The following is a 23,353-nucleotide window of genomic DNA, read 5'->3' on the forward strand; positions in this document are numbered from 1 at the left end:
AAGGCCGATATCCAGCCACATATTCCCTTCGAACAAAACCTCCCGAAAATGAACCTTTCACCCTATTAGCACTCTTACCGTGCGAGTGCTAAACTATCAGTGGACATTGAAGGAGACCATCACGCCATGACCCATGCCCTGACGCTTCCCATTCCCTCGACCGTCGGTAGCATCGATGCCTATATTCAGGCAGCGAACCGTTACCCGATGCTCTCCGAGGCTGAGGAGACAAGGCTGGCCGAACGTTTCCACAACGAAGGCGATGTGGAGGCGGCACGTCAGCTCGTTCTATCGCATCTGCGCCTCGTCATCTCCATCGCCCGCGGCTATCTGGGCTACGGCCTGCCGCATGCCGACCTGATCCAAGAAGGCAATATCGGCCTGATGAAGGCGGTCAAGCGCTACGACCCGGCACGCGGCGTGCGTCTGGTGTCGTTCGCGATGCACTGGATCAAGGCCGAGATTCACGAATACATCCTGAAGAACTGGCGGCTGGTCAAGGTGGCGACGACCAAGGCGCAACGAAAGCTGTTCTTCAACCTGCGCAGCCTGAAGAACGACTACGAAGGCGTCGATACGCTGTCCGGCACGCAGGCGGCCGAGGTGGCCGCCCGCCTCGGCGTCAAGCAGGAAGAAGTGGTCGAGATGGAAACCCGCCTGAGCGGCCGCGATCTGGCGCTCGAAGGCAGCCCGGACGACGGCGACGAGGCTTTTGCGCCGATCGACTACCTGGCCGACTCGCGTTACGAGCCGACCCGCATGCTGGAGAACAAGGCGACCGCCCGCCTGCAGGACGACGGCCTGCACGAAGCGCTCGCCACGCTCGACCCGCGCAGCCGCCGCATCGTCGAGGCGCGCTGGCTGCACGACGGCGAAGCGGCGACGCTGCATGAACTGGCGGCCGAGTTCGATGTTTCGGCGGAGCGCATTCGCCAGATCGAGGTCAAGGCGCTGCAGAAGATGCGCGGCGTGCTGGCCGCCTGAAGGCGGTAGCCGCCAACCAAGATGGGGAGCCAGCGGCTCCCCATTTCATTTTGCGGCGCCGGTCAGTCGACCCGGGCGGTCGACACCGGGTTGTTGGCGCGCAGGCCGAAGGAAAACACGTCCTTCGAGCAGACGTCGATGCAGCGGCCGCAGTTGGTGCAGTTCGGGGCGAGGATCACCGGCCCGACGCCCTTGCCCTCGCCCTTCAGCGCCGGGCGGATGACCTGCGGCTCGGGACAGACCTCGAAGCAGTCCATGCAGTCGTTGCAGGCGGCGCGTTCGCGGGCGGCGACGCGCACCGGGCTCCAGCGGCCGAGCAGGCTGTAGAAAGCGCCCACCGGGCACAGTCGACCGCACCAGCCGCGGCTCATCACGAAGAGGTCGAACAGGAAGACGGCGACGACCACGGTCCACGCCGCGCCGAGGCCGAAAATCAGGCCGCGGTGCAGCATCGACACCGGGTTGATCAGTTCCCACAGCACGACGCCGGTCGCCGCCGAGCCGACCAGGGTCATGGCGAGAATCCAGTAGCGGGTGTTACGCGACAGGTGGATGCTGCCCTTGATGCCCAGGCGGTCTCGCAGCCAGCCGGCGGCGTCGGTGACCAGGTTGACCGGGCAGACCCAGCTGCAATAGACGCGGCCGCCGACCAGGAAGTAGAAGGCGAGTACGATGGCGAGGCCGATCAGCCCGAGCTTTTCCGGGACATGGCCAGTCATTGCCGCCTGCAAGGCGACGTAGGGATCGGTCAGCGGCAGGAAATCCAGCGTGTAGCTGTAGTTGAGGTTGCCCTTGACGACCCAGATGCCGGCCAGCGGCCCGAGCAGGAACAGGGCGAGGATGCCGAGCTGCGAGATGCGGCGCAGGAGCAGCCACTTGTGGGCGCGAAGCCAGCCCTTCTCAGCCACCGCCTCGGCGCCGATGCGCTTGCCGCTCATGGCTTGCCTCCCAGTCCCGAGGGGGCGACGGGGCCGAGACCGGCTTCGCTGCCGGGCAGCCCGCGCATCGGTTCGGTATGGCCGGAGGCCGGATCATAGTGACCGGGCAAGGTGGCGCCTTCCGGCAGGCGGTCGGGGAGGTCGATCATCTTCGATTCGTCGATCAGCGAGTGGCCGGCCTTCTTCTGTTCTTCCCAGCCCAGCCGGTAGTGATGGCCGAGTTCGCCCTTGGCCAGCTTGGGCGGCAGGACGCGGATCGCCGCCTCTTCCAGGACGCAGGATTTCTCGCACTTGCCGCAGCCGGTGCAATGTTCGGAATGGACCGTCGGCAGGAACATGGCATGGCGGCCGGTGCGCGGATTGGGCACCTTTTCCAGCGTGATCGCCTTGTCGATCACCGGGCAGACTCGGTAGCAGACGTCGCAGCGCAGGCCCAGGAAATTGAGGCAGGTTTCGTGGTCGATGAGCACGGCGACGCCCATCTTCGCCTTGTTGATGTCGGTCAGCTGGTGGTCGAGCGCCGTCGTCGGGCAGGCCTTGATGCAGGGGATGTCCTCGCACATTTCGCACGGGATGCTGCGCGCTGTGAAGTAGGGCGTGCCGGTGGCGACCGGCGTTTCCGGTTTGGCAAGTTCGAGGGTGTTGTACGGGCAGTCGCGCACGCACAGGCCGCAGCGGATGCAGGCGCCGAGGAAGTCGTCTTCCGGCAGCGCGCCGGGCGGGCGCAACGCCAGCGCCGGCAGGGCCTTGGCCTGCTTGGCGTAGAGCCCGAGGCCGAGGCCGAGCATGCCGACGCCGCAGGCCATCTTTGCCGCGTCGAAAATAAACTGGCGGCGCGCGGTGCCGCTCTTGGGGGATTTGCTGTTCGTCGTCGCCATACCAAACCTCGGGTTGCAGCCAGCGGGCGGGGTCGTCGCCCCGCCCTTGTCCCGGCACTCCCTGATTGCCCGTTCCCGATGGGAACCCAACATTGGCAATCTACTCCATTAGCGTTTGCGAATGATTAGCGCAGATCAAACACTGGCCATTTGGCTGCGCGAAATTTGCGGGCCGGGCGGGCGGCCGTCAAAGGCCGGGCAGGATGGCGCGAGCGCTGGCCGAAGTCGCGGCGGCGATGTGCGCGACGTCGACGCCACGCAGTTCGGCCAGCACGCCGGCGATGCGCGGCAGTTCGCCCGGCGCGTTGCGCCGGCCGTTCAGCCAGGCCGGCGGGATGTCCGGGGCGTCGGTTTCGAGGACGATGGCTTCGAGCGGCAACTCGGCGGCCAGCGCGCGGATGCGGGTCGAACCGGAATAGGTCATGGCGCCGCCGAAGCCGAGCTTGAACCCGAGCTTGATGAATTCGTCGGCCTGCTGCCGGCTGCCGTTGAAGGCGTGGGCGATGCCGCCGCGCACGCGGATGCGGCGCAGGTGCTTGAGAATCTGGTCGACGGCGCGCCGGACATGCAGCAGCACCGGCAGGTCGAACTCGCGGGCGAGCTTGAGCTGCTCGACGAAATAGAATTCCTGGCGCGCCGGGGCGACGTCGGTGACGTAGAAATCGAGGCCGATCTCGCCGACCGCCAGCGGCTTCTCGTCCACCAGCCAGGCGCGCAGCACGACAAGGTCGGCTTCCCGCGCCTGCATCACGTAGAGCGGATGGATGCCGTAGGCGGCGCCGCAGCCGGGGTAACGGCCGACCACGGTTTTCGTCTTCCGGAAGCCGTCGACCGCAACCGCCGGCACCACGATGCGCTCGACCCCGCCGGCCAGCGCGGCAGCCTGCACCGCGTCGCGGTCGGTATCGAACTCCGCCGCGTCGAGGTGGCAGTGGGTGTCGATCAGCATCCGGCGAAGGGGAAGTCCGGCTCCGGGCGCCGTCCGTCGATCAGGTCGGCGAGCGCCGCGGCGGAACCGCAGGCCATGGTCCAGCCGAGCGTGCCGTGGCCGGTGTTGAGCCACAGGTTGGCGTAGCGCGTGCGCCCGATATAGGGCACGTTGGACGGCGTCGCCGGGCGCAAGCCGCACCAGAATTCCGGCTCGCCGACGGTCTGCAGGGCGGGAAAGAGCTGCCGCGCGCGCTGCATCAGCGCCGCGCAGCGCACCGCGTTGAGCTCCAGGTTGTAGCCGTTGAACTCGGCCGTGCCGGCGATGCGCAGGCGGTTGCCGAGACGCGAGAAGACCAGCCGATGCTCGTCGTCGGTGATGCTGACGACCGGCGCCACGGTGGCCTCCGGCAGCGCCACGGTGGCCGAATAGCCCTTGGCCGGCACGACCGGCGGCGCCACCCCGAGCCGGCGCAGCAACAGCGGCGAATAGCTGCCGAGGGCGACCACGTAGGCGTCGGCGGTCAGCAGTTCGCCGCCGTCCGGCCCGCTGACCAGCACGCCGGCGATCTGACTGCCGCCGGGGGCGATACGGTCGACCGTCCGTTCGAAGCGAAAATCGACGCCCAGGGCGGCGGCCTGCGCGGCGAGCGCGCGGGTGAACTTGTGCGCATCGCCCGATTCGTCCGACGGCGTGTAGTCGCCGCCGACCAGCAGATGACGGGCGCCGGCCAGCGCCGGTTCGATCTCGATGCAGCGCTCGGCGCTGACCGTCTGCCGGTCGAGCCCGAAGCGGCGCATGGTCTTGGCCGCCTCGACGGCCTGGGCGAAGGCCGCCGGCTGCGTGTAGATGTGCAGGATGCCGCGTTCGAGCTGGTCGTAGTCGAGGGCCAGTTCGCCGCGCAGGGCCTGCAGGCAACTGCGGCTGTAGAGAGCGAGGGCGACGATGGCGGCGATGTTGCGCCGCGTGCGCCCAGGCAGGCATTCGTGCAGGAAGCGCAGGCCCCACAGCAGCTGCGCCGGATCGGCACGCCAGCGCCAGAGCAGCGGCGCGTCCTCCTTGCCCAGCCAGCGCAGCACCTGCGGCAGCACGTGCGGATTGGCCCACGGCTCGGCGTGCGACACGGAAATCTGGCCGCCGTTGGCGAAGCTGGTTTCGTTGCCGGCGACCGGCTGGCGGTCGACCACCACCACCTCGTGGCCGGCGCGGGCCAGGTACCAGGCGCTGGTCGTGCCGACGACGCCGGCACCCAGGACGAGAACCCTCAAACCTCGCCCCCGCGTTCGCGGACGATCCGCGTGACTTCCGGGATATGGCGCAGGCCGCGCATCACTGCCGCCAGGTGGTTGCGGTGGGCGACCTGGATGGTGAAGCGGAGCAACGTGAACAGCCGCTCGGGGTCGGAATCCATCGCCACGTGCTCGATGTTGGAGCCGGCCTCGGCGATGGCGGAGGCGACCTGGGCGAGGACGCCGCGCGTGTTCTTGACCTCGACCTTGATGCGGATGTCGAACAGCTTGCCCTCTTCCGGCTCCCACTCGACGTCGATCCACTTCTGCGGCTCGGTCGACCGCGACTTGCGGATGGTCGGGCAGTCGTGGGTGTGGATCACCAGGCCGCTGCCCTTCCTGATCGAGCCGATGATCGGGTCGCCGGGAATCGGCTGGCAGCAGCGCGCGAGCTGGATCGCCATGCCTTCGGTGCCGTGGATGGCGAGCGCCATGTTGCTCGGCGAATCGGCCGACATGTCCTCGCGCGCCAGCAGGCGGCGGGCGACCACCGACGGCAGGCGCTTGCCGAGGCCGATGTCGGTGTACAACTCCTCGATCGACTTCTGGCCGCTCGACTTGACTAGCTGGTCCCAGGCCTCGGTCGGGATCGAGATCGGCACCACGCCAAGGGTAAGCAGCTCCTGGCGCAGCAGGCGCTCGCCGAGGCGGGCCGATTCCTCGTTCTGCATGGTGCGCAGGAAATGGCGGATCTTGCTGCGCGCACGGCCGGTCTTGACGTAGTTGAGCCACACCGGGTTGGGGCTGGCCTGCGGCGAGGTGATGATCTCGACCATGTCGCCGTTGCGCAGCTCGGTGCGCAGCGGGACGAGATCCTGGTTGATGCGCGCCGCCGAGCAGTGGTGGCCGACGTCGGTATGCACGTTGTAGGCGAAATCGACGATCGTCGCCCCGCGCGGCATGGCCATGATCTTGCCCTTGGGCGTGAACACGTAGACCTCGTCGGGGAAGAGGTCGATCTTGACGTTCTCGAAGAACTCGGCGGAATCGCTGCTCTGCATTTCCAGCAGCGACTGCAGCCATTTGTGCGTCTTGATCTGCAGGTCGGCGCCGCTTTCCTCGGTGTCCTTGTACAGCCAGTGTGCCGCGACGCCCTCTTGGGCGACATGGTGCATTTCCTGGGTGCGGATCTGCACCTCGACCGGCGTGCCGTAGGGGCCGATCAGCGTCGTGTGCAGCGACTGGTAGCCGTTGGCCTTGGGAATCGCGATGTAGTCCTTGAACTTGCCGGGTACCGGCTTGTACAGGGCGTGCAGCGCGCCGAGCGCCAGGTAGCACATCGGCACGTTGTCGACGACGACGCGGAAACCGTAGATGTCGAGCACTTGCGAGAACGACAGCTGCTTGTCGCGCATCTTGCGGTAGATCGAATACAGGCTCTTCTCGCGCCCGAACACCTCGGCGTTGAGGCCGGCGGCCGCCAGCTTGCCGATGATGGCATCCTGGATGCGCGTCAGCAGTTCGCTGCGGTTGCCGCGCGCGGCAAACAGTGCCTTGCCCAGCACCTCGGCACGGTGCGGGTGGATCAGGCGGAAGGAGGTGTCCTGCAGCTCGCGGTAGAGCTTGTTGAGCCCGAGGCGCAGCGCGATCGGCGCGTAGATCTCGAGCGTCTCGAGTGCGATGCGCCGGCGCTTGTCGGGGCGCATCGCCGCCATCGTCTGCAGGTTGTGCTGGCGGTCGGCCAGCTTGATCAGCACGACGCGCAGATCGCGCGCCATGGCCATCAGCATCTTGCGGAAATTCTCCGCCTGCGCCTCCTGGTAGGAGGCGAACTCCATCTTGTCGAGCTTCGACAGGCCATCGACCAGTTCGGCAACTTCGCGCCCGAAGCGGTTGACCAGCTCGCGCTTGGTCGTTCCGGTGTCTTCGAGCACGTCGTGCAGCAACGCGGCGGCGACGGCTTCGCCGTCCATGCGCCATTCGACCATGGCGCCGGCGACCGCCAGCGGATGCGTGATGTAGGGCTCGCCCGACATGCGCTTCTGGTTGGCATGGGCGCGCGCCGAGAAGGCGTAGGCCTCCTTGACGCGATCTACGTCAGCGGGAGAAAGATAATCGAGACTGTCGAGGAAAACCCGGTAGGCGGGTTCCTCAGTGGCGGGCAGTGACGGCGACGGCGCAGAATCCATCTGTCTTCACTGCCCCCGCCGACCTCAGGCCTGTCCGCGGTTGAGCACTTCCAAGCCGTACTTGCCGATCGCCATTTCGCGCAGGGCGACGACCGTCGGCTTGTCGCGGCTGACTTCGACCATCGGCGTCGCGCCGTTGGCAATCTGGCGGGCGCGGTAGGTGGCAGCCAGGGTCATCTGGAAGCGGTTGGGAATCTTCTTCAGGCAATCGTCAATCGTTACGCGGGCCATGCTTACCTCAAAAATCAGATCATTCGGGCAAAAAGCGCGGCGTGGCGGGCACGCTGCGCGTTCAGGGCGAGGCGGGAGGCGCGCACCACGGCACGCAGGTCATCCAGCGCCTGTTCCAGACTGTCGTTGATAATAACATAGTCGAATTCGCCGACATGGCGCATCTCGGCTTGCGCAGCGGCCAGGCGGCGCTCGATCACCTCGGCGCTGTCGGTGCCGCGCCCGGTCAGTCGGCGAGTCAGCTCCTCCATCGACGGCGGCAGGATGAATACCCCGATCGCCTCGGGAAACGCGCTGCGCACCTGCTGCGCGCCCTGCCAGTCAATCTCGAGCAGGACATCGTGGCCGGCGGCCAGCTGTTCGGCAATCCATTTCTGGGAAGTGCCGTAGTAGTTGCCGTGCACCTCGGCCCACTCGAGGAAGTCGCCGGCGGAAATCATGCTTTTGAAACGGTCGACCGCAACGAAGTGGTATTCGCGCCCGTTTGCCTCGCCGGGCCGCGGCGCGCGCGTGGTGAAGGAAATGGAGAGGTGCACCGCGCGCTCGGTGGCGAGCAGCATGCGGACCAAGGTCGTCTTGCCGGCGCCGGATGGGGCGGCGACGACATAAAGGTTTCCAGCCATGTCGGTTTCCATGCTGTCGGCGCCAGCGCCGGAAGAGCGCTGGCGCCAGCGTGAGTCAGAGCGGGGGAATGCGCAGGTTCTGGCCCGGATAGATCTTGTCCGGGTCCTTGAGCATCGGCTTGTTGGCCTCGAAGATGAGCGGATATTTGGCGCCGTTGCCGTACTGGCTGGCGGCGATCTTCCACAGCGTATCGCCCTTGACCACCGTGTAGAAGCGCGGCTCGGCGGCCGGCGCGGCGACCGTCAGCTGGTCGTCGACGTTGTCGACGCCCTGCACGTTGCCGGCCGCCAGGATGATCTTCTCGCGGTTCTCCTGGTCCGGCGTCGAGCCGGTGATGACCACCTGGCCGCTCTTGTAGCTGACCATCAGGTTGCTCCACTTGAGGCCGAGGCTGTTGATGTGGTCGAAGATCGCCTGGGCGGCTTCCTGATTGTGGCGGTTCTTCTCCTCGATCGTCATTTCCGGCGTTTCTTCCTTGTGGCCGAACAACTTCTCGCCCGCTTCCCTGATAAAGCTGAACAATCCCATTTCAGTCTCCTTCGCGTTTTGCCGGCACCGGGCGGTGCGACATGAACATACCCTAGATGCCGCGTGTGACAGGGTCAAGGCACAATTTCTGGCCGCCCTGCCGCCCCGTCATTCCAGGTTCTGGATCTGCTCGCGCATCTGTTCGATCAGCAGCTTGAGCTCCATCGACGCCTGCGAGACCTCGGTGATCGCCGACTTGGAGCCTAGCGTGTTGGCCTCGCGGTTGAGTTCCTGCATCAGGAAGTCGAGGCGCTTGCCGCAGGCGCCGCCCTGCTTGAGGACGCGCTCGACCTCGTCGAGGTGAGCGTTCAGGCGGGTCAGCTCCTCGGCGACGTCGATGCGCGTCGCGAAGACCGCAACTTCCTGCAGCACGCGCTCGTCGCTGGCGCCACCCAGCGCCTCGGTCAGGCGCTGGCGCAGCTTGTCGGTATACACGGCCTGCGCTTCGGGAATGCGCGGCGCGACGCGGCGGACGATGTCGCGCATGGCATGGACGCGGTCGACGATCATGGCGGCCAGTTTTTCACCCTCGCGTCCGCGGCTGGCCGAAAACTCGGCGAGCACCTCGCGCGCCAGCGCCAGCACCTGCGGACCGAGCGCCGCGTAGTCGACCGACTGTTCGCCGAACATGCCGGGCCAGCGCAGCACGTCGTTCACCGACAGCGCCCTGGCCTCCGGCATCTGGCGACGGACGCGATCGTTGAGCGCCTGCAGGGTGGCCAGCAGTTCGCCGTTGAGCTCCAGCTGGTCGGCGCGGGCCGCCGCGCCGTTGAACGCCAGCCGGCATTCCACCTTGCCGCGCGTCAGGCGGGACGCCAGGAGTTCGCGCAGCGGCATCTCGAGAGCGCGTAGGTCTTCGCTGACGCGAAAATGAAAGTCGAGGTAGCGCGAATTGACGCTCTTGAGTTCGAGCTGCAGCGTGCCGTGCTCGATATCGCACGTCTTGACTGCATAACCGGTCATGCTGCAAATCATTATTGGGGCTCTCCAGCTTTACAGGCCGGACGACACGCCCGACAATGCCTGAAATTTTGCATAATAACCGCGAGAACAATGGCGCAACAAGCCAACCACCCGCTGCCCGCCGGACTTCAGCTCGAGGAATACACGATCACCCGCCAGCTCTCGCTCGGCGGATTTTCGATCGTCTACCTGGCGACCGACGGCGACGGCAACCGCGTGGCGATCAAGGAATACCTGCCCAACAGCCTGGCGCTACGCGGCGAAGGGGAAATCAGCCCGCAGATCACGGCCGACCACCAGAGCGCCTTCCGCTACGGGATGAAATGCTTCTTCGAGGAAGGGCGCGCCCTGGCCCGCCTCTCCCATCCGAACGTCATCCGCGTGCTCAACTTCTTCCGCGCCAACGACACGGTCTACATGGTGATGGAGTACGAGCGCGGGCGCACGTTGCAGGAGTTCATCCAGAAGCATCGCGGGGAAGTGACGGAACGCTTCATCCGCGGCGTCTTCACCCGCCTGCTCAACGGCCTGCGCGAGGTGCATTCGCACAAACTGCTGCATCTCGATCTCAAGCCGTCGAATATCTATCTGCGCGGCGACAACACGCCGGTCCTGATCGACTTCGGTGCCGCCCGCCAGACGCTGTCGACCGACCAGCCGATGCTCAAGCCGATGTACACCCCCGGTTTCGCCTCGCCCGAACATTACGGCTCGCGCAAGGACCTCGGGCCGTGGAGCGACATCTACAGCGTCGGCGCCTCGATGTACGCCTGCATTGCCGGCGTTGCGCCGCAGGCGGCCAACGACCGCTATACCAAGGACACCCTGGTCCCGGCCATGATGCGCTGGGAAGGCCAGTATTCGGACCGCCTGCTGGAAATCATCGACTGGTGTCTCAATCTCAACCACTTCTACCGGCCGCAAAGCGTCTTCGCGCTACAAAAGGCGCTGGTCGAGACGGTGACGCCGCCGACCCCCAGGGAAAGCCCGGGCTGGTTCAACCGCATTGTCGATAAATACAAGAAAGCCAGCCGATGAGATTCACGATCTATCAGGAAAGCCGCCAGGGCGGGCGCGCCAACAACTAGGACCGGATCACCTACTGCTACTCGCGCGAGGCGCTGCTGATGGTGATCGCCGACGGCATGGGCGGCCATCACTACGGCGAGGTCGCCGCCCAGATCGCCGTCCAGACGCTGGCCGACAATTTCCAGCGCGAAGCCCGGCCGACCCTGGCCGACCCCTTCCATTTCCTGCAGAAGGGCATGACCAACGCCCACCGCGCCATCTTCGACTTTGCCGAACGCCACCGCCTGAGCGACACGCCGCGCACCACCTGCGTCGCCTGCATCGTCCAGGACAGCATCGCCTACTGGGCGCACGCCGGCGACTCCCGCCTGTTCCTGATGCGCGGCGGCAAGGTGATCGCCCAGACCCGGGACCATTCGCGCGTCCGCATCCTGGTCGAGGAAGGGCTGATTTCCGAGGCGCGGGCGGCCACCCATCCCGACCGCAACAAGATCTACAGCTGCCTCGGCAGCCCGACGCCGCCCGAGATCGAATTCTCGCGCAAGACGCCGCTGGAGCACGGCGACATCCTGCTGCTGTGCACCGACGGCCTGTGGGGCGAGATTTCCGGCGACATGATGGCCATCACGCTCAAGGGCGCCAACATCGTGCACGCGGTGCCGATGCTGCTGTCGCAGGCCGAGACCAAGGGCGGCCCGCATGGCGACAACCTGTCGGTGGTTGCCGTGCGCTGGGAGGACAACTACGTCGAGGAAGCCAGCAGCAGCATCTCGACGCAGACCATGGCGCTCGACGAAGTGGCCACCCACATGGAGGAATTCGGCCGCGACCCGGCGCACAAGAGCGATCTCTCGGAAGCCGAGATCGAGCAGGCGATCGAGGAAATCCGCGCCGCCATCGACAAATTCAATCCCCGGAAACAAGGACAATGAGCATGCGCCCCAGCCAACGCCAGCCCGACCAGCTGCGCCCGGTTCGCCTGACCCGCAATTTCACCCGCCACGCCGAAGGCTCCGTGCTGATCGAGATGGGCGACACCCGCGTGCTGTGCACCGCCAGCGTCGAGGAGAACGTGCCGCCCTTCCTGCGCGGCAAGGGCCAGGGCTGGGTCACCGCCGAATACGGCATGCTGCCGCGCTCGACCCACACACGCACCGCGCGCGAGGCGGCCAAAGGCAAGCAGACCGGCCGCACCCAGGAAATCCAGCGCCTGATCGGCCGCAGCCTGCGCGCCGTCACCGACCTCAAGGCGCTCGGCGAACGCCAGGTCACGCTCGACTGCGACGTCCTGCAGGCCGACGGCGGCACCCGCTGCGCCTCGATCACCGGCGCCTGGGTCGCCCTTTACGAAGCCTGCGAGAAGCTCGTGCAGGCCGGCAAGCTGGCTGCCAACCCGGTGCGCGACCACGTCGCCGCGGTGTCGGTCGGCATCTACCAGGGCACGCCGGTGCTCGACCTCGACTACCCCGAGGATTCCGCCTGCGACACCGACATGAACGTCGTCATGACCGGCGCCGGCGGCATCGTCGAGATCCAGGGCACGGCCGAGGGCGAGCCGTTCACCCGGCCGCAGATGAACACCCTGACCGACCTCGCCGAAGCCGGCATCCGCCAGCTGATCGCCGCCCAGCAGCGCGCCCTCGCCGCATGAAGCAGCTCGTCCTCGCCTCCAACAACGCCAAGAAGATGAAGGAGCTCGACGCGCTGCTGGCGCCGCTCGGCTTCGAGATCATTCCGCAGGGGCAACTGGGCATCCCGGAAGCCGAGGAGCCGCACTGCACATTCGTCGAGAATGCGCTGGCCAAGGCCCGCCATGCCGCCCGGCTGTCCGGCCTGCCGGCGCTGGCCGACGACTCCGGCCTCTGCGTCCGCGCCCTCGGCGGCGCGCCGGGCGTGCAGTCGGCGCGCTATGCCGGCGAGCCGAAATCGGATGCGCGCAACAACGAGAAGCTGCTCGCCGAACTCGGCGACAACGCGGACCGCCGCGCCCACTTCGTTTCGCTGATCGTGCTGGTGCGCCATGCCGACGACCCGCAACCGCTGATCGCCGAAGGCGAATGGCACGGCGAGATCCTGCCCGCGCCGCGCGGCGGCAGCGGCTTCGGCTATGACCCGCTGTTCTTCGTGCCGGCCTTTGGACAAACCGCCGCCGAACTCGATGCCGAAACCAAGAACCGGGTTTCCCATCGCGGCCAGGCGATGCAGCAACTGATCGCCCGCCTGCCGGCGCTCTAGCCACGTGGCGCGCACCATCCCCATTTTTGCCCAAAAATCGGCGTCGACCGCAGCCGCCCTCGAATTCCGGGTGTCGCCGCCGCTCGCGCTCTATGTGCACGTCCCGTGGTGCGTGCAGAAATGCCCCTACTGCGACTTCAACTCGCACGAGGCCAACGGCACGATTCCGGAAGACGAATACGTCGCCGCGCTGATCGCCGACCTGCAATCGGCCCTGCCGCTGATCTGGGGGCGGCCGGTGGTCAGCGTCTTCTTCGGCGGCGGCACGCCCAGCCTGATGTCGCCGGCCGCCATCGACGAACTGCTCGCCGCCTTTCGCGCGCTGGCCATGCTGTCGCCGGAAGCCGAGATCACCCTGGAGGCCAACCCCGGCACGGTCGAGGCGGAAAAATTTGCCGGCTTCCGAGCCGCCGGCGTCAATCGCCTGTCGCTCGGCATCCAGAGCTTCAACGACGCACACCTCAAGGCGCTCGGCCGCATCCACGGCAGCGCCGAGGCCAGGCGCGCGGCGCAGCTGGCCGGCGAGCACTTGGAGGCGTTCAACCTCGACCTGATGTACGGCCTGCCTGGCCAGTCACTGGAACAGGCGCTGGCCGACGTCGACGCCGCGCTCGCCTTTGCCCCGCCGCACCTTTCCTGCTACCAGCTGACGCTGGAGCCGAACACGCGTTTCGCCGCCTTCCCGCCCGAGTTACCGGAAAGCGACCTGTGCGCCGACATGCAGGAAGCTATCGAAACCCGGCTCACCGCCGCCGGCTACGCCAACTACGAAACCTCGGCCTTCGCCCGGCCGGGCCGGCAGTGCCGGCACAACCTGAACTACTGGCATTTCGGCGACTACCTCGGCATCGGCGCCGGCGCCCATTCCAAGCTGACGCTGCACGACCGCGTCCTGCGCCAGATGCGCTGGAAGCACCCGAACGCCTACCTGGAGAACGTCCGCGCCGGGAATCCGCTGCAGGAATCGCGCGAGATCGCTGCGCGCGAACTGCCCTTCGAATTCCTGATGAATGCGCTGCGCCTCGCCGACGGCTTCCCGCCGGCGCTGTTCGAGTCGCGCACGGCGCGCCCGCTAGGCGCCGTCCTGCCAAAGCTGCGGGAGGCCGAGGCAGCCGGGCTGCTCGCCATCGGCCCCGAACGCATCGCCCCGACCCTCAAGGGTCGGCGCTTTCTCAACGTCCTGCTCGAACGCTTCCTGGACGCCGACTGAAGCGGCGGCGCGTCAGCTGAACAGGCCGCCCTTTTTCAGCATGTCCAGTCCCTGCGCCAGCAGATCGCCGCCCTGCGGCAGCTGGCCGTTCGGCGTCAGCCGGTCGACCACCTGCGGCAGCAGTTCGGCGAGGCTACCCGAGGCCTGTTCCGGGCCGACCCCGAGCTTCGCGGCGATGTCCTGCAATGAAGCGTCGCCGAGTGCGCCCTGCACCTGCTCGGGCGAAACCGGCAGGTTGGCGCCGGTCGACACCCAGGAATTGACGATTTCGCCCAGCCCGCCCTGCTGGAAGGCGCTGACCAGCCCTTCCAGGCCGCCGTGGCGCGGATCGTTGACCAACTGCAGCACGGTTTCCAGCAAGGCGCCGTTGCCGCCGGATTGTCCGCCGGCCAGCGCGCCGGCCATTTGATCGAGAAGCCCCATGATTGCGTCCTCCACAGCGATGAAAGTCCGGTCATCGTAACCGAAGCGCCCGGGTCCCGGGGGAACGATCACCCTCAGGGCGCCAGCGGCTCGAAGCGCAGCCAGACGCTGAAGCGCGAGCCGGCGCCGGGCGCGCTGTCGACCGTGATGCGGCCGCCATAGCGCTCGACCAGCGACAGGCTGACCCACAGCCCGAGGCCGGTGCCGCCGGGCTTGCGGGCCGTGTAGAAGGGCTTGAACAGGCGCTCGCGCTCGGCCGGCGTGAGGCCGGGGCCGGTGTCGGCGACCACCAGGCGCAGGCCGACCGGCATGTCCGACTCGTCCCAGTCCTCGGCCGCCAGCGTCAGCACGCCGCCGTCGGGCATCGCCTGGATGGCGTTGACCATCAGGTTGATCAGCACCTGCTGCAATTCGTTGCGGTTGCACAGCACGTTGCGCACCGAATCGAGGTGCTGCTCGACGGCGATCGTCCCGCGTTTCAGCAGGTGGCCGACCAGCACCAGGCTGTCCTGGATCAGCGCCGCCGGCGCCACCGGTTCCAGGTAGCCGACGTAGTCCTGGGGCCGCGCGAACTGCAGCAGCTTGGCGACGATCAGGCGGATGCGATGGACCTGCTCCTGGATCAGCCGCACCTCCGGCTCGACCGGCTCCGCAGCCGTTCCGAGGATGTCGCGCAACACGTCGAGGTTGCCCTGGATCACCGCCACCGGGTTGTTGATCTCGTGCGCGACGCCGGCGGTGAGCTGGCCGATCGCCGCCAGCTTCTCGTTCATCACCAGCTGCGACTGCGCCGCCTTGAGGTCGGCGACGGCTTGTTCGAGCTCGGCCGTGCGCTTGGCCACCTCGGCGTCGAGCGCCTCGCCCCAGCGCTTGAGCGATGCCGCCTGCGCCTGCAGGCGGTCGAGCAGGCGGTCGAAGTGGGCGGCCAGTTCGCCCAGCTCGTCGCGGCTGGCGACAGCGCCGACCCGGGCGCCGGCGTCGTCCTGCTCGATGGCGTGCATCGTCGCGTGCATGCGTTCGATCGGGCGGAAGACCCGGCGCGCCCAGAAGAAGGCGAAGACGCCGGCGACCGCCATGGCCAGCACGAAGAGCCCGACGACCACCGCGAGGGCGCCGCGCCGGGCGGCCGCAAAGGGCGCTTCGAGAAAGCCGACGTAGAGCATGCCGACGCGCCGGCCGTGGCTGTCGACCAGCGGCTCGTAACCGGAGACATACCAGTCGGTGACGACGAAGGCGCGGTCGAGCCAGGTCTGCCCTTCGTCGAGCACCGCGCGGTGGACCGCCGCCGAGACCCGCGTGCCGATCGCCCGCCCACCCTCGAACAGGCGCACGTTGGTCGCCACCCGGACGTCGCCGAGAAACAGCGTTGCCGTGCCGCGGCTGCCGAGCAGCAGGGCGCCGTCGGGATAGACGATCTCGTTCACGCGGTCGATGAATTCGAGGTTCTTGTTGAGCAGCACGCCGCCGGCCAGCACCCCACGCAGGCGCCCAGCCGCGTCGTACACCGGCGCCGCGGCGTGGATGACCAAGCCGCGCTCCTCGCTCGCGCGGTCGTCCGGCGTCGCGTTGGCCGTCGCCAGGATGGCGGTGCGCGCCTGTTCGGCGAGGCGGGGATCGAGCAGGCGCAGCTGTTCGGCGCTCATCACGTCGGTGCCGGTCCGCGCCCGGCCGGCGCCGGCGCCGGCCAGCACCGGCCAGTCGGCGAGGGCGGCCGCGTCGCGGTCGACGTCCAGAAAATAGAGAAAATCGAGCTTCATGCCGGCCCGCGCGCCGGCCAGCAGCTCGGGCGCCGCCCCGTCGGGCGCGCCAAGCGAATGCGCCAGGGCGTTGGCCAGGCGCGCCGACCCGGCCAGCCCCTCGACCGAGCTGCCGACGCTTTCCGTCACCCGCTCGAAATAGCCGTGCGCGACGGCGAGGTCGGCACGCACCTTGGCGATCAGCAGGCGATTCAGGTAGTCGTCGCCCCACGTGGTGAGCACCGCCAGCAGCACCGGCAGCACGATGCCGAGCGGCAGCAGCGCCAGCAGCAGCAGGCGGACGCGGATCGAGCGCCGCCCCGACGCTGCTACACGGCCCAGGCCTGGCACTTGCGGTCCAGCGTCTTGCGCGACACGCCGAGGCGGCGCGCGGCTTCCGACTTGTTGCCCTGGCAGGCGCCGAGCACCGCCAGGATGTGCCGCTTCTCGACCGCCTCCAGGCTTTCTTCCGTGCCGCCGAGCGCCACGCCGGTGGCCGGCGGCTCGGGACCGAGGTCGAACCAGCCGAGGATCAGCGAACGCTCGACGAAGTTGCGCAGCTCGCGCACGTTGCCCGGCCAGTCGTAGGCGGCCATGCGCGCCAGTGTGCGGGCGTCGGGCGCCAGCTGCGGCACGCTGAGGTAGGGCGCCAGCTGGCCGATGAAATGGCCGACCAGCGCCGGCAGGTCTTCCGGCCGCTCGCGCAGCGGCGGCAGGGTGACCTCGACCACCTGCAGGCGGTAATAGAGATCCTGGCGAAAGCGCCGGGCGGCGACCTCGGCCTTGAGGTCGCGGTTGGTCGCCGCGATGACGCGCACGTCGACCGGGATCTCCTGCTCCGAGCCGACCGGCCGCAGGCGCCTTTCCTCGAGCACGCGCAGCAGCTTGGCCTGGGCCGGGGCCGGCAGTTCGGCGATTTCGTCGAGAAAGAGCGTGCCGCCGCGCGCGTAGTAGAACAGCCCCTCGCGGCTCTGCTGGGCGCCGGTGTAGGCGCCGCGCACGTGGCCGAAAAGCTCCGACTCGATCAGCTCGGCCGAGATCGCTGCGCAATTGACCGGCACGAACGGCCCGCCGGCGCGGCTGCTCATGCGGTGCAGGGCGCGCGCGGCGACCTCCTTGCCGGTGCCCGATTCGCCGCTCAGCAAGACGGTGGCCGGCGTCGGCGCGATGCGCTTCAGGCGGTCGCAGACGGCGCGCATGAGCTCGGATTCGCCGACCATGCCCTCGATGTCGGCGGCGCCGATCTCGCGGCGCAGGACAAAGTTCTCGCGCACCAGCCGCGAACGCTCGAAGCAGCGCTGCATGGCGTTGAGCATCTGGGGCAGCGAGAACGGCTTGAGGAGGAAATCGGCGGCGCCGGCGCGCAGGGCATCGATCGCCGTGTCGAGATCGGCATAGGCAGTCATCAGGACGACGTCGCCGGCGTAACCCTCGTCGCGCAACTCGTGCAGCCAGTCGATGCCTGAACGGCCGGGCAGGGCGATGTCGAGGACGATCAGGTCGTACAGCCGGCGCTTGAGCAGCGGCTCCGCCTGCTCGACGCTGCCGGCGGTATCGACGCTGCCGCAGCGCTGGCCGAGGGCGCGCTGCAGGAAGCTGAGCATGCCCGGCTCGTCGTCCACCACCAGTACCGAATACTGCTTCCAGGGCGCCTCGCTGACGGGCGCTTCGCTTGAATCCATCGTCTCCTCCAATCCGCCCCGGATGATCGCAAACAAGCGGGCCCGGAGGCAACCGGCGGCGCCGGCCGGGCGGTGGCGCGGCCGCTCAGTTGCCGTTGCGCAGGGCGGCCGCCGTTGCCGTCGCGTTGGCCGCGCGCGCCGCCGCGGCCACCTCGCAGGTGACGATCGTCTTGCCGATCGGCGCCAGGGCGAGGCCCGCCAGCTTCAGGTGCTGCAGGGCGAAGGGGATGCCGATGATGGTGATGAAGCAGGCGATGGCAGAGGCGACGTGGCCGATCGCCAGCCACACCCCGGCGCAGACGAACCAGATGACGTTGCCGATCAGGCCGAGGGCGCCGGTGCCGATGTCGTCCGCCTGGTGCAGTTCCCGGCGGCTGATCGCCTCCTTGCCGAAGGGAAGGAAGGAAAACTGGCCGATGACGAAGGCGGCCCTGGCCCACGGAATGCCGACGATGGTCAGCAGTGCCAGCACGCCGACCAGCCACCAGGCGAGCCCCATCAGGAAGCCGCCCAGGATGAACCAGAGAAAATTTCCGATCGCGCGCATTCTCGACAACCTTTCACGATGATCCGTCCGTCATGGGCGCCATTGTCGCCCAAAACGCCGGCGGCAGCCCGTCGCATGCTGTAAACGCCCTAGAACTCGCGCTCCACGAGGCTTTCGGGCACCGCCGCCCCGCGTTCGACGCGCACCGGGAAGATGCCGATGGTCCGCCCGTCCTGCGTCGCGACGACGAAGCGCCACGCTCCCGGGCGCGGGTTGAGTACCCACGAGTAGCCGCGAAAGCCGCGCTCGCGCCCGCCGCTGCTGCGAAAGCGGTTGCGGTAGACCAGCCGCCAACCATCGGCTTCCCGGAATTCCCAGCGGTGCTCGAGCGCCGCCGTCACGCCGAGCGGCGCGAACACCGCCGAGACGCCGTAGAGTCTGCCGCCCTCGGCGACGTGGACCGTGGCCGACTGCGCGCGCCAGAACTGCCACAGGGGCGGCGGCTCGACCTTGAGCGCGAAGCGGTTTCCCTCGTGGACGAACTCGTGCCCGACCGCCATGTCCTGCTTGACCAGCGGCACCGGCGCGATCATGTCGAGGCGCCAAGCCAGCAGCAGCCCGGCGACCAGCAGCCAGGCCGGGAAGATGCGCCCCGGCCGCCCCGGCGCCAGGCGCCACAGGCCGTGCGCGAGCAGCGCGCCGGCCACCGTCGACACGTAGAACCACAGCGGATCGAGGCTGCCCAGCGCGTGCGGCAGGGCGAAATTGAACAGGAGGATGGCATTGAGCGCGAACAGCGCCCAGATCAGGGTGAAACGCCGGCCATACCGCTTGCCGACGAACTCGTTGCCGACCAGCAGCAGGCCGAGCAGGAGCGCCGTCAGCCAGGCGCCGAGGTGGCCGGAACTCTTGAAGTAGAAGATGAACAGCGCCGAGAAAATGCCGCCGAAGAAGAACTGCAGCAGCAGATAGGGCGCCTGCCAGGCGATGGCGGCGAGGCGCCCGCGCAGGCCGGCAGCGACCGGCTCGCCGTCGCCGCGCGCCGCGCGCCGGGCCAGCCAGAGGATAAGCAGGCCGGCCGCCAGGAGGTAGGCGCCGAGCACCCAGAGGTCGGCCGCCCTGACCCGCTGGCCGATGGTCAGCGCATCCCAGGCGAAGCCACCGAAAAATGCGAGCAGGGGAAGGAAGCGCTGCAGGAACTTCAAGTCTGAGGTATTTCGGAAACGATCGGGAGCTGCGGCCGGAAAAAGGAGGGAGCCGACGCGGCTCCCCGGCTGCCGTTTCCGGCCGGTCGCGGTCGACGCCGCGGCAAGGCCGGATTTCGGCGCTTACTGCTGGCGGTTGGCGCGGATGTAGCCGGCCGTGGTGCCGGCCGCGGCGCCGATGGCGGCGCCCGTCCAGGCGTTGCCGCCGGTGATCGAGGCGATCCCGGCACCGGCCACGGCACCGATGGCGCCGCCGCTGACCATGCCCTGCTGCTGGGTGCTCATGTTCGTGCAGCCGCCCGCCGCGAGGGCGGCGAACAGGGCGAAAACGATGGCTGACTTCTTCATGCTGTGTCTCCTCGCTTACTTGGCGGTCTTGAGACCGGGAACGACGATTTCGAACCAGATCGTCTCGATGATCGGGCGCTGCAGGCGGCCCGGGTTCGCGGCGTACCACTTGTCGAGCGCCTCCATGACGCTGGCCAGCGTCTGCCCCTGCATGCCCTTGACCAGGCGCGGCGAAAAGCCGGTCTTCTCGGCCGCCGGATTGTCGGCGTTGTACGCCGTCTCGATCTGGACGACATTGGCGACGCCGACGAGATAGGCCTTCTTGACGTCCTCGCTCGACTTCATCCAATGCGTTCCGTCGGCCAGCGGCACCTCGGCCGCGGCAACGCCACCGGTCGTCGCCAATACCAGGCAGGCGGCGGAAACGAGATGGCCGACGCTGCGGAAAATCGATCCATTTTTCATGCTTTTGTCCTCCGGAATTGGAAATTTCAGCTTAGCACGGAAATTCCGGCCGGTCGGGAATTTCAGCCGGCGGCGCCGAGCAGGTCGCCGTCGACATAGCGCCAGCACCCGTCCTCGCGCACGAAACGGCTGCGTTCGTGCAGCCGGTGGCCGCGGCCGGCGATGCGGTAGCGGGCGACGAATTCGACCGTCGCGTGCGTGTCGTCCGGCTGCACGTGCTTCCTGATTTCCAGCCCGAGCCACTTGGTACCGTCGGCGGCGAGATCGAGTTCGCTCGGGCGGGTGTCGGGGTGCCAGGTGGCGAGCAGGTAATCGGCGAGCTTGAGGACGTAGGCGCTGTAGCGCGAGCGCATCAGGGCTTCGGCACTCGCGGCATTTTCGGCCCCGGCGTGCAGTGGACCGCAGCAGGCGGCATACGGCCGGCCGCTGCCGCAATGGCAGGCGCTCACTGTTCGGCGACGACCTCGCCGCCCAGCGCGGCGACCAGTTGTGGCAGGAAACGCGACAGTTCGCCGGTCATCAGCGCGAAATCGGCGTCGAACTGCTCGTCGGCGTGCTCGGCCGATTTCTCGGCCTCGTCCTTGAGCAGGTCGAGGAAGGCGAGGCGCTTGATCTCCAGCTTTTCGCCGAGGATGAAGGAAATCCGGTCGTCCCAGGTCAGCGCCAGGCGGGTCGGCAGCTTGCCGCCGGCGAGGTGGGCCTTGATCTCGTCGCCTTCGAGCGGGTGGCGGACATAGCGCACCGCCGCCTTTTCCTCGCCGGCCGCCTTCAGTTCGCAATCGCGGTCGATGGTGAAGCCGGCCGGGGCGTCGCCGCCGGCCAGCCAGTCAGCCATCGCCGACTGCGGCGAAAGCTGCGTATGGAGCAGGGTCAGCGGGAATTCGTCGAGGCAGTGGCGCAGGTGCTCGACGACCTCCTCGGCCTTGGCCGGGCTGCCGGCATCGACGCAGAGCCAGCCGGCCTGCGGGTCGATCCAGACGAAGGTGGTGCGCTTACGCGTGAAGGCGCGCGGCATCAGTTCCTCGGTCACCCGCTCGCGCAGTTCCTTGAGCTGCTTGCGGCCCGGCGCGTAGCCCTGCTGCGCCTCGACCGCCTCGGCGCGCTCGCGGACTTCCTCATTGACCACCGACGACGGCAGCAGGCGCTGCTCGACGGCGAGCGCGACCAGCCACTGGCGGTCGAGCGAGAAGACCAGGGCGCCGTCCTTGCGCGGCGACACCCAGCCGCGGCTCATCGGATGGTTGCTCGGGCATTTGACGAAAGGGCCGCGCGCCAGTTGTTCCTCGAATTTTGCCAGGTCGACGTTCCACGGCGTCGGCAGCCGGTACAGCTGGAGATTCCTGAACCACATGTGATCTGTTCCTTGCGCGCTCAGCGCTTCCTGAAGATGACGTCCCAGACGCCGTGACCGAGGCGCAGGCCGCGGTTTTCGAACTTGGTCAGCGGCCGGTAATCCGGGCGCGGGGCGAAGCCGGCCGCCGTGTTTTCCAGCGTCGGCTCGGCGGACAGCACTTCCAGCATCTGCTGGGCGTATTCCTCCCAGTCGGTGGCGCAGTGCAGGTAGCCGCCCGGCTTCAGGCGCGTGGCGAGCAGCGCGACGAAGGGCGGCTGGATCAGCCGGCGCTTGTTGTGGCGCTTCTTGTGCCAGGGATCGGGGAAGAAGACGTGGACGCCGTCGAGCGAGGCTTCCGGCAGCATGTCGCGCACCACCTCAACGGCGTCGTGCTGGCCGATGCGCAGGTTGCTCAGGCTGCGCTCGGCGATCTGCTTGCACAGCGCGCCGACGCCCGGCACATGCACTTCGAGGCCGAAATAGTCGTTCTGGGGATTGGCGGCGGCGATATTTGCTGTCGTCTCGCCCATTCCGCAGCCGATTTCGAGGATTTTCGGGGCATTCCGGCCGTAGACCGCAGCCAGGTCGATGGGCTGCGGCCGATACGGGATGCCGACTTTCGGCATCATCTCGGCGTAGTAGCGTTCCTGCGCCTCCGACATGCGCCCGGCGCGGCGGACGTAGCTCTTTATGTGGCCGTGGCCCTCGCGGCCGGCCGTGTAGATGCCTTCCTCGCCGGCGCCGGGGACGATCAGCGGGACAGCGCTCATGAGCCGATCAGCCCCGAGGTCGGCGACGACGGGTCGGCCGAGTAGAGTTTGCGCGGCATACGCCCGGCCAGGAAGGCCTCGCGCCCGGCCTCGATGCCCTTCTTCATGGCCGAGGCCATGAGCACCGGGTCTTTGGCGTGGGCGATGGCGGTGTTCATCAGCACGCCGTCGCAGCCCAGTTCCATGGCGATCGCCGCGTCCGACGCGGTGCCGACGCCGGCGTCGACGATGATCGGCACCTTGGCGTTGTCGATGATCAGGCGCAGGTTCCACGGATTGAGGATGCCCATGCCGGAACCGATCAGCGAGGCGAGCGGCATCACCGCGACGCAGCCGATCTCTTCCAGCATCCTGGCCTGGATCGGATCGTCCGAGCAGTAGACCATGACGTGGAAACCATCTTTGACCAGCGTCTCGGCCGCCTTCAGGGTTTCCGGCATGTTCGGGAACAGGCTGGTCGGATCGCCGAGCACTTCGAGCTTGCACAGCGGATGGCCGTCGAGCAGTTCGCGCGCCAGGCGCAGCGTGCGCACCGCGTCGTCGGCGCTGTAGCAGCCGGCGGTGTTGGGCAGGATGGTAAATTGCGACGGCGGCAGGGCGTCGAGCAGGTTGGGCTGGCCCGGATCCTGGCCGATGTTGGTACGCCGGATGGCGACGGTGACGATGCTGGCGCCGGAGGCGTCGATGGCCGCGCGCGTCTCGGCGAAATCCTTGTACTTGCCGGTGCCGACGAGCAAACGCGAGGCGTACGCCGTGCCGGCGATAGTCAGTTGGTCCATGAACTCTCTCTTTGCTTAGCCGCCGCCGACGGCGACGACGATTTCCAGCCGGTCGCCGGCGACGAGCACGGTTGCGCCATGCTGGCTTTTGGGAACGATTTCGCCATTCTTCTCGACGGCGATCCGCTTGCCGGCGTAGCCGAGCTGCGCGATCAGGCCGGCGACGGTCTGCGCTTCGGGAATCTGGCGGGTTTCGCCATTGATCTTGATGTCTGGCAT

27 protein-coding genes are annotated in these 23,353 nt (G+C 67.8%); 6 read left to right on the forward strand and 21 right to left on the reverse strand.

Going from position 1 to position 23,353, the window contains the following annotated elements; genetic code table 11:
* The first annotated feature begins 126 nt into the window (after positions 1–126).
* A complete protein-coding gene (gene rpoH / locus GH660_RS14385) occupies positions 127–984 on the forward strand; it encodes an RNA polymerase sigma factor RpoH (RefSeq protein WP_153147381.1) in 858 nt (285 codons plus the stop codon).
* A 62-nt stretch (positions 985–1,046) separates the two neighbouring features.
* Here the strand turns inward: rpoH and napH are convergent, their stop codons facing one another.
* The 9 genes from napH to GH660_RS14430 form a co-directional block, all read right to left on the reverse strand.
* The gene (napH, locus tag GH660_RS14390; RefSeq protein WP_153147382.1) at positions 1,047–1,922 is read right to left on the reverse strand and encodes a quinol dehydrogenase ferredoxin subunit NapH; all 876 of its coding nucleotides are present in this window, start codon (positions 1,920–1,922) and stop codon (positions 1,047–1,049) included.
* Positions 1,919–2,800 carry a ferredoxin-type protein NapG gene (napG, locus tag GH660_RS14395; protein ID WP_153147383.1) on the reverse strand — a complete coding sequence of 294 codons (882 nt, stop codon included), beginning with the start codon at positions 2,798–2,800 and terminating at the stop codon, positions 1,919–1,921. The genes napH and napG overlap by 4 nt, the downstream gene beginning before the upstream one ends.
* A 187-nt stretch (positions 2,801–2,987) precedes the next feature.
* On the reverse strand, positions 2,988–3,749 hold the full coding sequence (locus tag GH660_RS14400; protein ID WP_153147384.1) for a TatD family hydrolase: 762 nt from the start codon (positions 3,747–3,749) through the stop codon (positions 2,988–2,990).
* Positions 3,743–4,996, reverse strand: a complete 1,254-nt coding sequence (locus GH660_RS14405; RefSeq protein ID WP_153147385.1) for a D-amino acid dehydrogenase — start codon at positions 4,994–4,996, stop codon at positions 3,743–3,745. The genes GH660_RS14400 and GH660_RS14405 overlap by 7 nt, the downstream gene beginning before the upstream one ends.
* Complete coding sequence (locus GH660_RS14410) at positions 4,993–7,146, reverse strand: bifunctional (p)ppGpp synthetase/guanosine-3',5'-bis(diphosphate) 3'-pyrophosphohydrolase (RefSeq protein ID WP_153147386.1); 2,154 nt, start codon at positions 7,144–7,146, stop codon at positions 4,993–4,995. The genes GH660_RS14405 and GH660_RS14410 overlap by 4 nt, the downstream gene beginning before the upstream one ends.
* A 24-nt stretch (positions 7,147–7,170) precedes the next feature.
* A complete protein-coding gene (gene rpoZ / locus GH660_RS14415) occupies positions 7,171–7,377 on the reverse strand; it encodes a DNA-directed RNA polymerase subunit omega (RefSeq protein WP_153147387.1) in 207 nt (68 codons plus the stop codon).
* A 14-nt stretch (positions 7,378–7,391) separates the two neighbouring features.
* Positions 7,392–8,000 carry a guanylate kinase gene (gmk, locus tag GH660_RS14420; protein ID WP_153147388.1) on the reverse strand — a complete coding sequence of 203 codons (609 nt, stop codon included), beginning with the start codon at positions 7,998–8,000 and terminating at the stop codon, positions 7,392–7,394.
* Positions 8,001–8,055: 55 nt separating this feature from the next.
* Complete coding sequence (lysM, locus tag GH660_RS14425; RefSeq protein ID WP_153147389.1) at positions 8,056–8,529, reverse strand: peptidoglycan-binding protein LysM; 474 nt, start codon at positions 8,527–8,529, stop codon at positions 8,056–8,058.
* A 108-nt stretch (positions 8,530–8,637) separates the two neighbouring features.
* Positions 8,638–9,504 (reverse strand): YicC/YloC family endoribonuclease, encoded by an 867-nt coding sequence (locus GH660_RS14430; RefSeq protein WP_153147390.1) that lies wholly within the window; start codon positions 9,502–9,504, stop codon positions 8,638–8,640.
* A gap of 78 nt (positions 9,505–9,582) precedes the next feature.
* Between GH660_RS14430 and GH660_RS14435 the strand changes: the two genes are divergently transcribed.
* Genes GH660_RS14435 through hemW form a run of 5 tightly spaced genes read left to right on the forward strand, consistent with a single transcriptional unit; the run spans position 9,583 to position 13,966 of the window.
* On the forward strand, positions 9,583–10,530 hold the full coding sequence (locus GH660_RS14435) for a serine/threonine-protein kinase (protein ID WP_153147391.1): 948 nt from the start codon (positions 9,583–9,585) through the stop codon (positions 10,528–10,530).
* A 56-nt stretch (positions 10,531–10,586) separates the two neighbouring features.
* The gene (locus GH660_RS14440; protein WP_228276515.1) at positions 10,587–11,453 is read left to right on the forward strand and encodes a PP2C family serine/threonine-protein phosphatase; all 867 of its coding nucleotides are present in this window, start codon (positions 10,587–10,589) and stop codon (positions 11,451–11,453) included.
* A 2-nt stretch (positions 11,454–11,455) separates the two neighbouring features.
* Positions 11,456–12,172 (forward strand): ribonuclease PH, encoded by a 717-nt coding sequence (rph, locus tag GH660_RS14445; protein WP_153147392.1) that lies wholly within the window; start codon positions 11,456–11,458, stop codon positions 12,170–12,172.
* Positions 12,169–12,756 carry an RdgB/HAM1 family non-canonical purine NTP pyrophosphatase gene (gene rdgB / locus GH660_RS14450; protein WP_153147393.1) on the forward strand — a complete coding sequence of 196 codons (588 nt, stop codon included), beginning with the start codon at positions 12,169–12,171 and terminating at the stop codon, positions 12,754–12,756. The genes rph and rdgB overlap by 4 nt, the downstream gene beginning before the upstream one ends.
* A gap of 16 nt (positions 12,757–12,772) precedes the next feature.
* Positions 12,773–13,966 carry a radical SAM family heme chaperone HemW gene (gene hemW / locus GH660_RS14455; protein ID WP_228276516.1) on the forward strand — a complete coding sequence of 398 codons (1,194 nt, stop codon included), beginning with the start codon at positions 12,773–12,775 and terminating at the stop codon, positions 13,964–13,966.
* A gap of 12 nt (positions 13,967–13,978) precedes the next feature.
* On the opposite strand, the gene GH660_RS14460 is transcribed toward hemW, so the two are convergent.
* The 12 genes from GH660_RS14460 to thiS form a co-directional block, all read right to left on the reverse strand.
* Complete coding sequence (locus GH660_RS14460; RefSeq protein WP_153147395.1) at positions 13,979–14,389, reverse strand: YidB family protein; 411 nt, start codon at positions 14,387–14,389, stop codon at positions 13,979–13,981.
* 74 nt (positions 14,390–14,463) lie between these two features.
* Positions 14,464–16,476 (reverse strand): cache domain-containing protein, encoded by a 2,013-nt coding sequence (locus GH660_RS14465; RefSeq protein WP_153147396.1) that lies wholly within the window; start codon positions 16,474–16,476, stop codon positions 14,464–14,466.
* A complete protein-coding gene (locus tag GH660_RS14470; protein ID WP_153147397.1) occupies positions 16,455–17,807 on the reverse strand; it encodes a sigma-54 dependent transcriptional regulator in 1,353 nt (450 codons plus the stop codon). Before GH660_RS14470 ends, GH660_RS14465 begins: the two co-directional genes overlap by 22 nt.
* Positions 17,808–17,892: 85 nt before the next feature.
* On the reverse strand, positions 17,893–18,354 hold the full coding sequence (locus GH660_RS14475; RefSeq protein WP_153147398.1) for a YccF domain-containing protein: 462 nt from the start codon (positions 18,352–18,354) through the stop codon (positions 17,893–17,895).
* 89 nt (positions 18,355–18,443) lie between these two features.
* Complete coding sequence (locus GH660_RS14480; protein WP_153147399.1) at positions 18,444–19,499, reverse strand: DUF2914 domain-containing protein; 1,056 nt, start codon at positions 19,497–19,499, stop codon at positions 18,444–18,446.
* Between the two features lie 123 nt (positions 19,500–19,622).
* Positions 19,623–19,847 (reverse strand): YMGG-like glycine zipper-containing protein, encoded by a 225-nt coding sequence (locus GH660_RS14485; protein ID WP_153147400.1) that lies wholly within the window; start codon positions 19,845–19,847, stop codon positions 19,623–19,625.
* Between the two features lie 15 nt (positions 19,848–19,862).
* Positions 19,863–20,252, reverse strand: coding sequence for a hypothetical protein (locus GH660_RS14490; RefSeq protein WP_153147401.1), 390 nt, complete (start codon positions 20,250–20,252; stop codon positions 19,863–19,865).
* Between the two features lie 62 nt (positions 20,253–20,314).
* On the reverse strand, positions 20,315–20,701 hold the full coding sequence (locus tag GH660_RS14495; protein ID WP_153147402.1) for a YchJ family protein: 387 nt from the start codon (positions 20,699–20,701) through the stop codon (positions 20,315–20,317).
* Positions 20,698–21,603: a recombination-associated protein RdgC gene (locus GH660_RS14500; RefSeq protein WP_153147403.1), complete on the reverse strand. Its 906-nt coding sequence runs from the start codon at positions 21,601–21,603 to the stop codon at positions 20,698–20,700. Before GH660_RS14500 ends, GH660_RS14495 begins: the two co-directional genes overlap by 4 nt.
* A 20-nt stretch (positions 21,604–21,623) precedes the next feature.
* Positions 21,624–22,355, reverse strand: coding sequence for a tRNA (guanosine(46)-N7)-methyltransferase TrmB (gene trmB, locus GH660_RS14505; protein ID WP_153147404.1), 732 nt, complete (start codon positions 22,353–22,355; stop codon positions 21,624–21,626).
* Positions 22,352–23,134, reverse strand: a complete 783-nt coding sequence (locus tag GH660_RS14510) for a thiazole synthase (protein WP_153147405.1) — start codon at positions 23,132–23,134, stop codon at positions 22,352–22,354. The genes trmB and GH660_RS14510 overlap by 4 nt, the downstream gene beginning before the upstream one ends.
* Before the next feature lie 15 nt (positions 23,135–23,149).
* A complete protein-coding gene (thiS, locus tag GH660_RS14515) occupies positions 23,150–23,353 on the reverse strand; it encodes a sulfur carrier protein ThiS (protein ID WP_153147406.1) in 204 nt (67 codons plus the stop codon).

The organism is Dechloromonas sp. H13 (assembly GCF_009469615.1).
Lineage (GTDB): Bacteria > Pseudomonadota > Gammaproteobacteria > Burkholderiales > Rhodocyclaceae > Azonexus.

Excerpts from the sequence above, each read along its gene's own strand:
- GH660_RS14460 (WP_153147395.1), bottom strand. The coding sequence starts at position 14,389 with ATGGGGCTTCTCGATCAAATGGCCGGCGCGCTGGCCGGCGGACAATCC.
- lysM (WP_153147389.1), bottom strand. The coding sequence starts at position 8,529 with ATGGGATTGTTCAGCTTTATCAGGGAAGCGGGCGAGAAGTTGTTCGGC.
- GH660_RS14435 (WP_153147391.1), top strand. The coding sequence starts at position 9,583 with ATGGCGCAACAAGCCAACCACCCGCTGCCCGCCGGACTTCAGCTCGAG.
- rph (WP_153147392.1), top strand. The coding sequence starts at position 11,456 with ATGCGCCCCAGCCAACGCCAGCCCGACCAGCTGCGCCCGGTTCGCCTG.
- GH660_RS14400 (WP_153147384.1), bottom strand. The coding sequence starts at position 3,749 with ATGCTGATCGACACCCACTGCCACCTCGACGCGGCGGAGTTCGATACC.
- napH (WP_153147382.1), bottom strand. The coding sequence starts at position 1,922 with ATGAGCGGCAAGCGCATCGGCGCCGAGGCGGTGGCTGAGAAGGGCTGG.
- GH660_RS14410 (WP_153147386.1), bottom strand. The coding sequence starts at position 7,146 with ATGGATTCTGCGCCGTCGCCGTCACTGCCCGCCACTGAGGAACCCGCC.
- GH660_RS14485 (WP_153147400.1), bottom strand. The coding sequence starts at position 19,847 with ATGAAGAAGTCAGCCATCGTTTTCGCCCTGTTCGCCGCCCTCGCGGCG.
- napG (WP_153147383.1), bottom strand. The coding sequence starts at position 2,800 with ATGGCGACGACGAACAGCAAATCCCCCAAGAGCGGCACCGCGCGCCGC.
- GH660_RS14510 (WP_153147405.1), bottom strand. The coding sequence starts at position 23,134 with ATGGACCAACTGACTATCGCCGGCACGGCGTACGCCTCGCGTTTGCTC.
- GH660_RS14500 (WP_153147403.1), bottom strand. The coding sequence starts at position 21,603 with ATGTGGTTCAGGAATCTCCAGCTGTACCGGCTGCCGACGCCGTGGAAC.
- rdgB (WP_153147393.1), top strand. The coding sequence starts at position 12,169 with ATGAAGCAGCTCGTCCTCGCCTCCAACAACGCCAAGAAGATGAAGGAG.
- gmk (WP_153147388.1), bottom strand. The coding sequence starts at position 8,000 with ATGGCTGGAAACCTTTATGTCGTCGCCGCCCCATCCGGCGCCGGCAAG.
- GH660_RS14490 (WP_153147401.1), bottom strand. The coding sequence starts at position 20,252 with ATGAAAAATGGATCGATTTTCCGCAGCGTCGGCCATCTCGTTTCCGCC.
- GH660_RS14430 (WP_153147390.1), bottom strand. The coding sequence starts at position 9,504 with ATGATTTGCAGCATGACCGGTTATGCAGTCAAGACGTGCGATATCGAG.
- GH660_RS14470 (WP_153147397.1), bottom strand. The coding sequence starts at position 17,807 with ATGGATTCAAGCGAAGCGCCCGTCAGCGAGGCGCCCTGGAAGCAGTAT.
- trmB (WP_153147404.1), bottom strand. The coding sequence starts at position 22,355 with ATGAGCGCTGTCCCGCTGATCGTCCCCGGCGCCGGCGAGGAAGGCATC.
- rpoH (WP_153147381.1), top strand. The coding sequence starts at position 127 with ATGACCCATGCCCTGACGCTTCCCATTCCCTCGACCGTCGGTAGCATC.
- GH660_RS14475 (WP_153147398.1), bottom strand. The coding sequence starts at position 18,354 with ATGCGCGCGATCGGAAATTTTCTCTGGTTCATCCTGGGCGGCTTCCTG.
- thiS (WP_153147406.1), bottom strand. The coding sequence starts at position 23,353 with ATGCCAGACATCAAGATCAATGGCGAAACCCGCCAGATTCCCGAAGCG.
- rpoZ (WP_153147387.1), bottom strand. The coding sequence starts at position 7,377 with ATGGCCCGCGTAACGATTGACGATTGCCTGAAGAAGATTCCCAACCGC.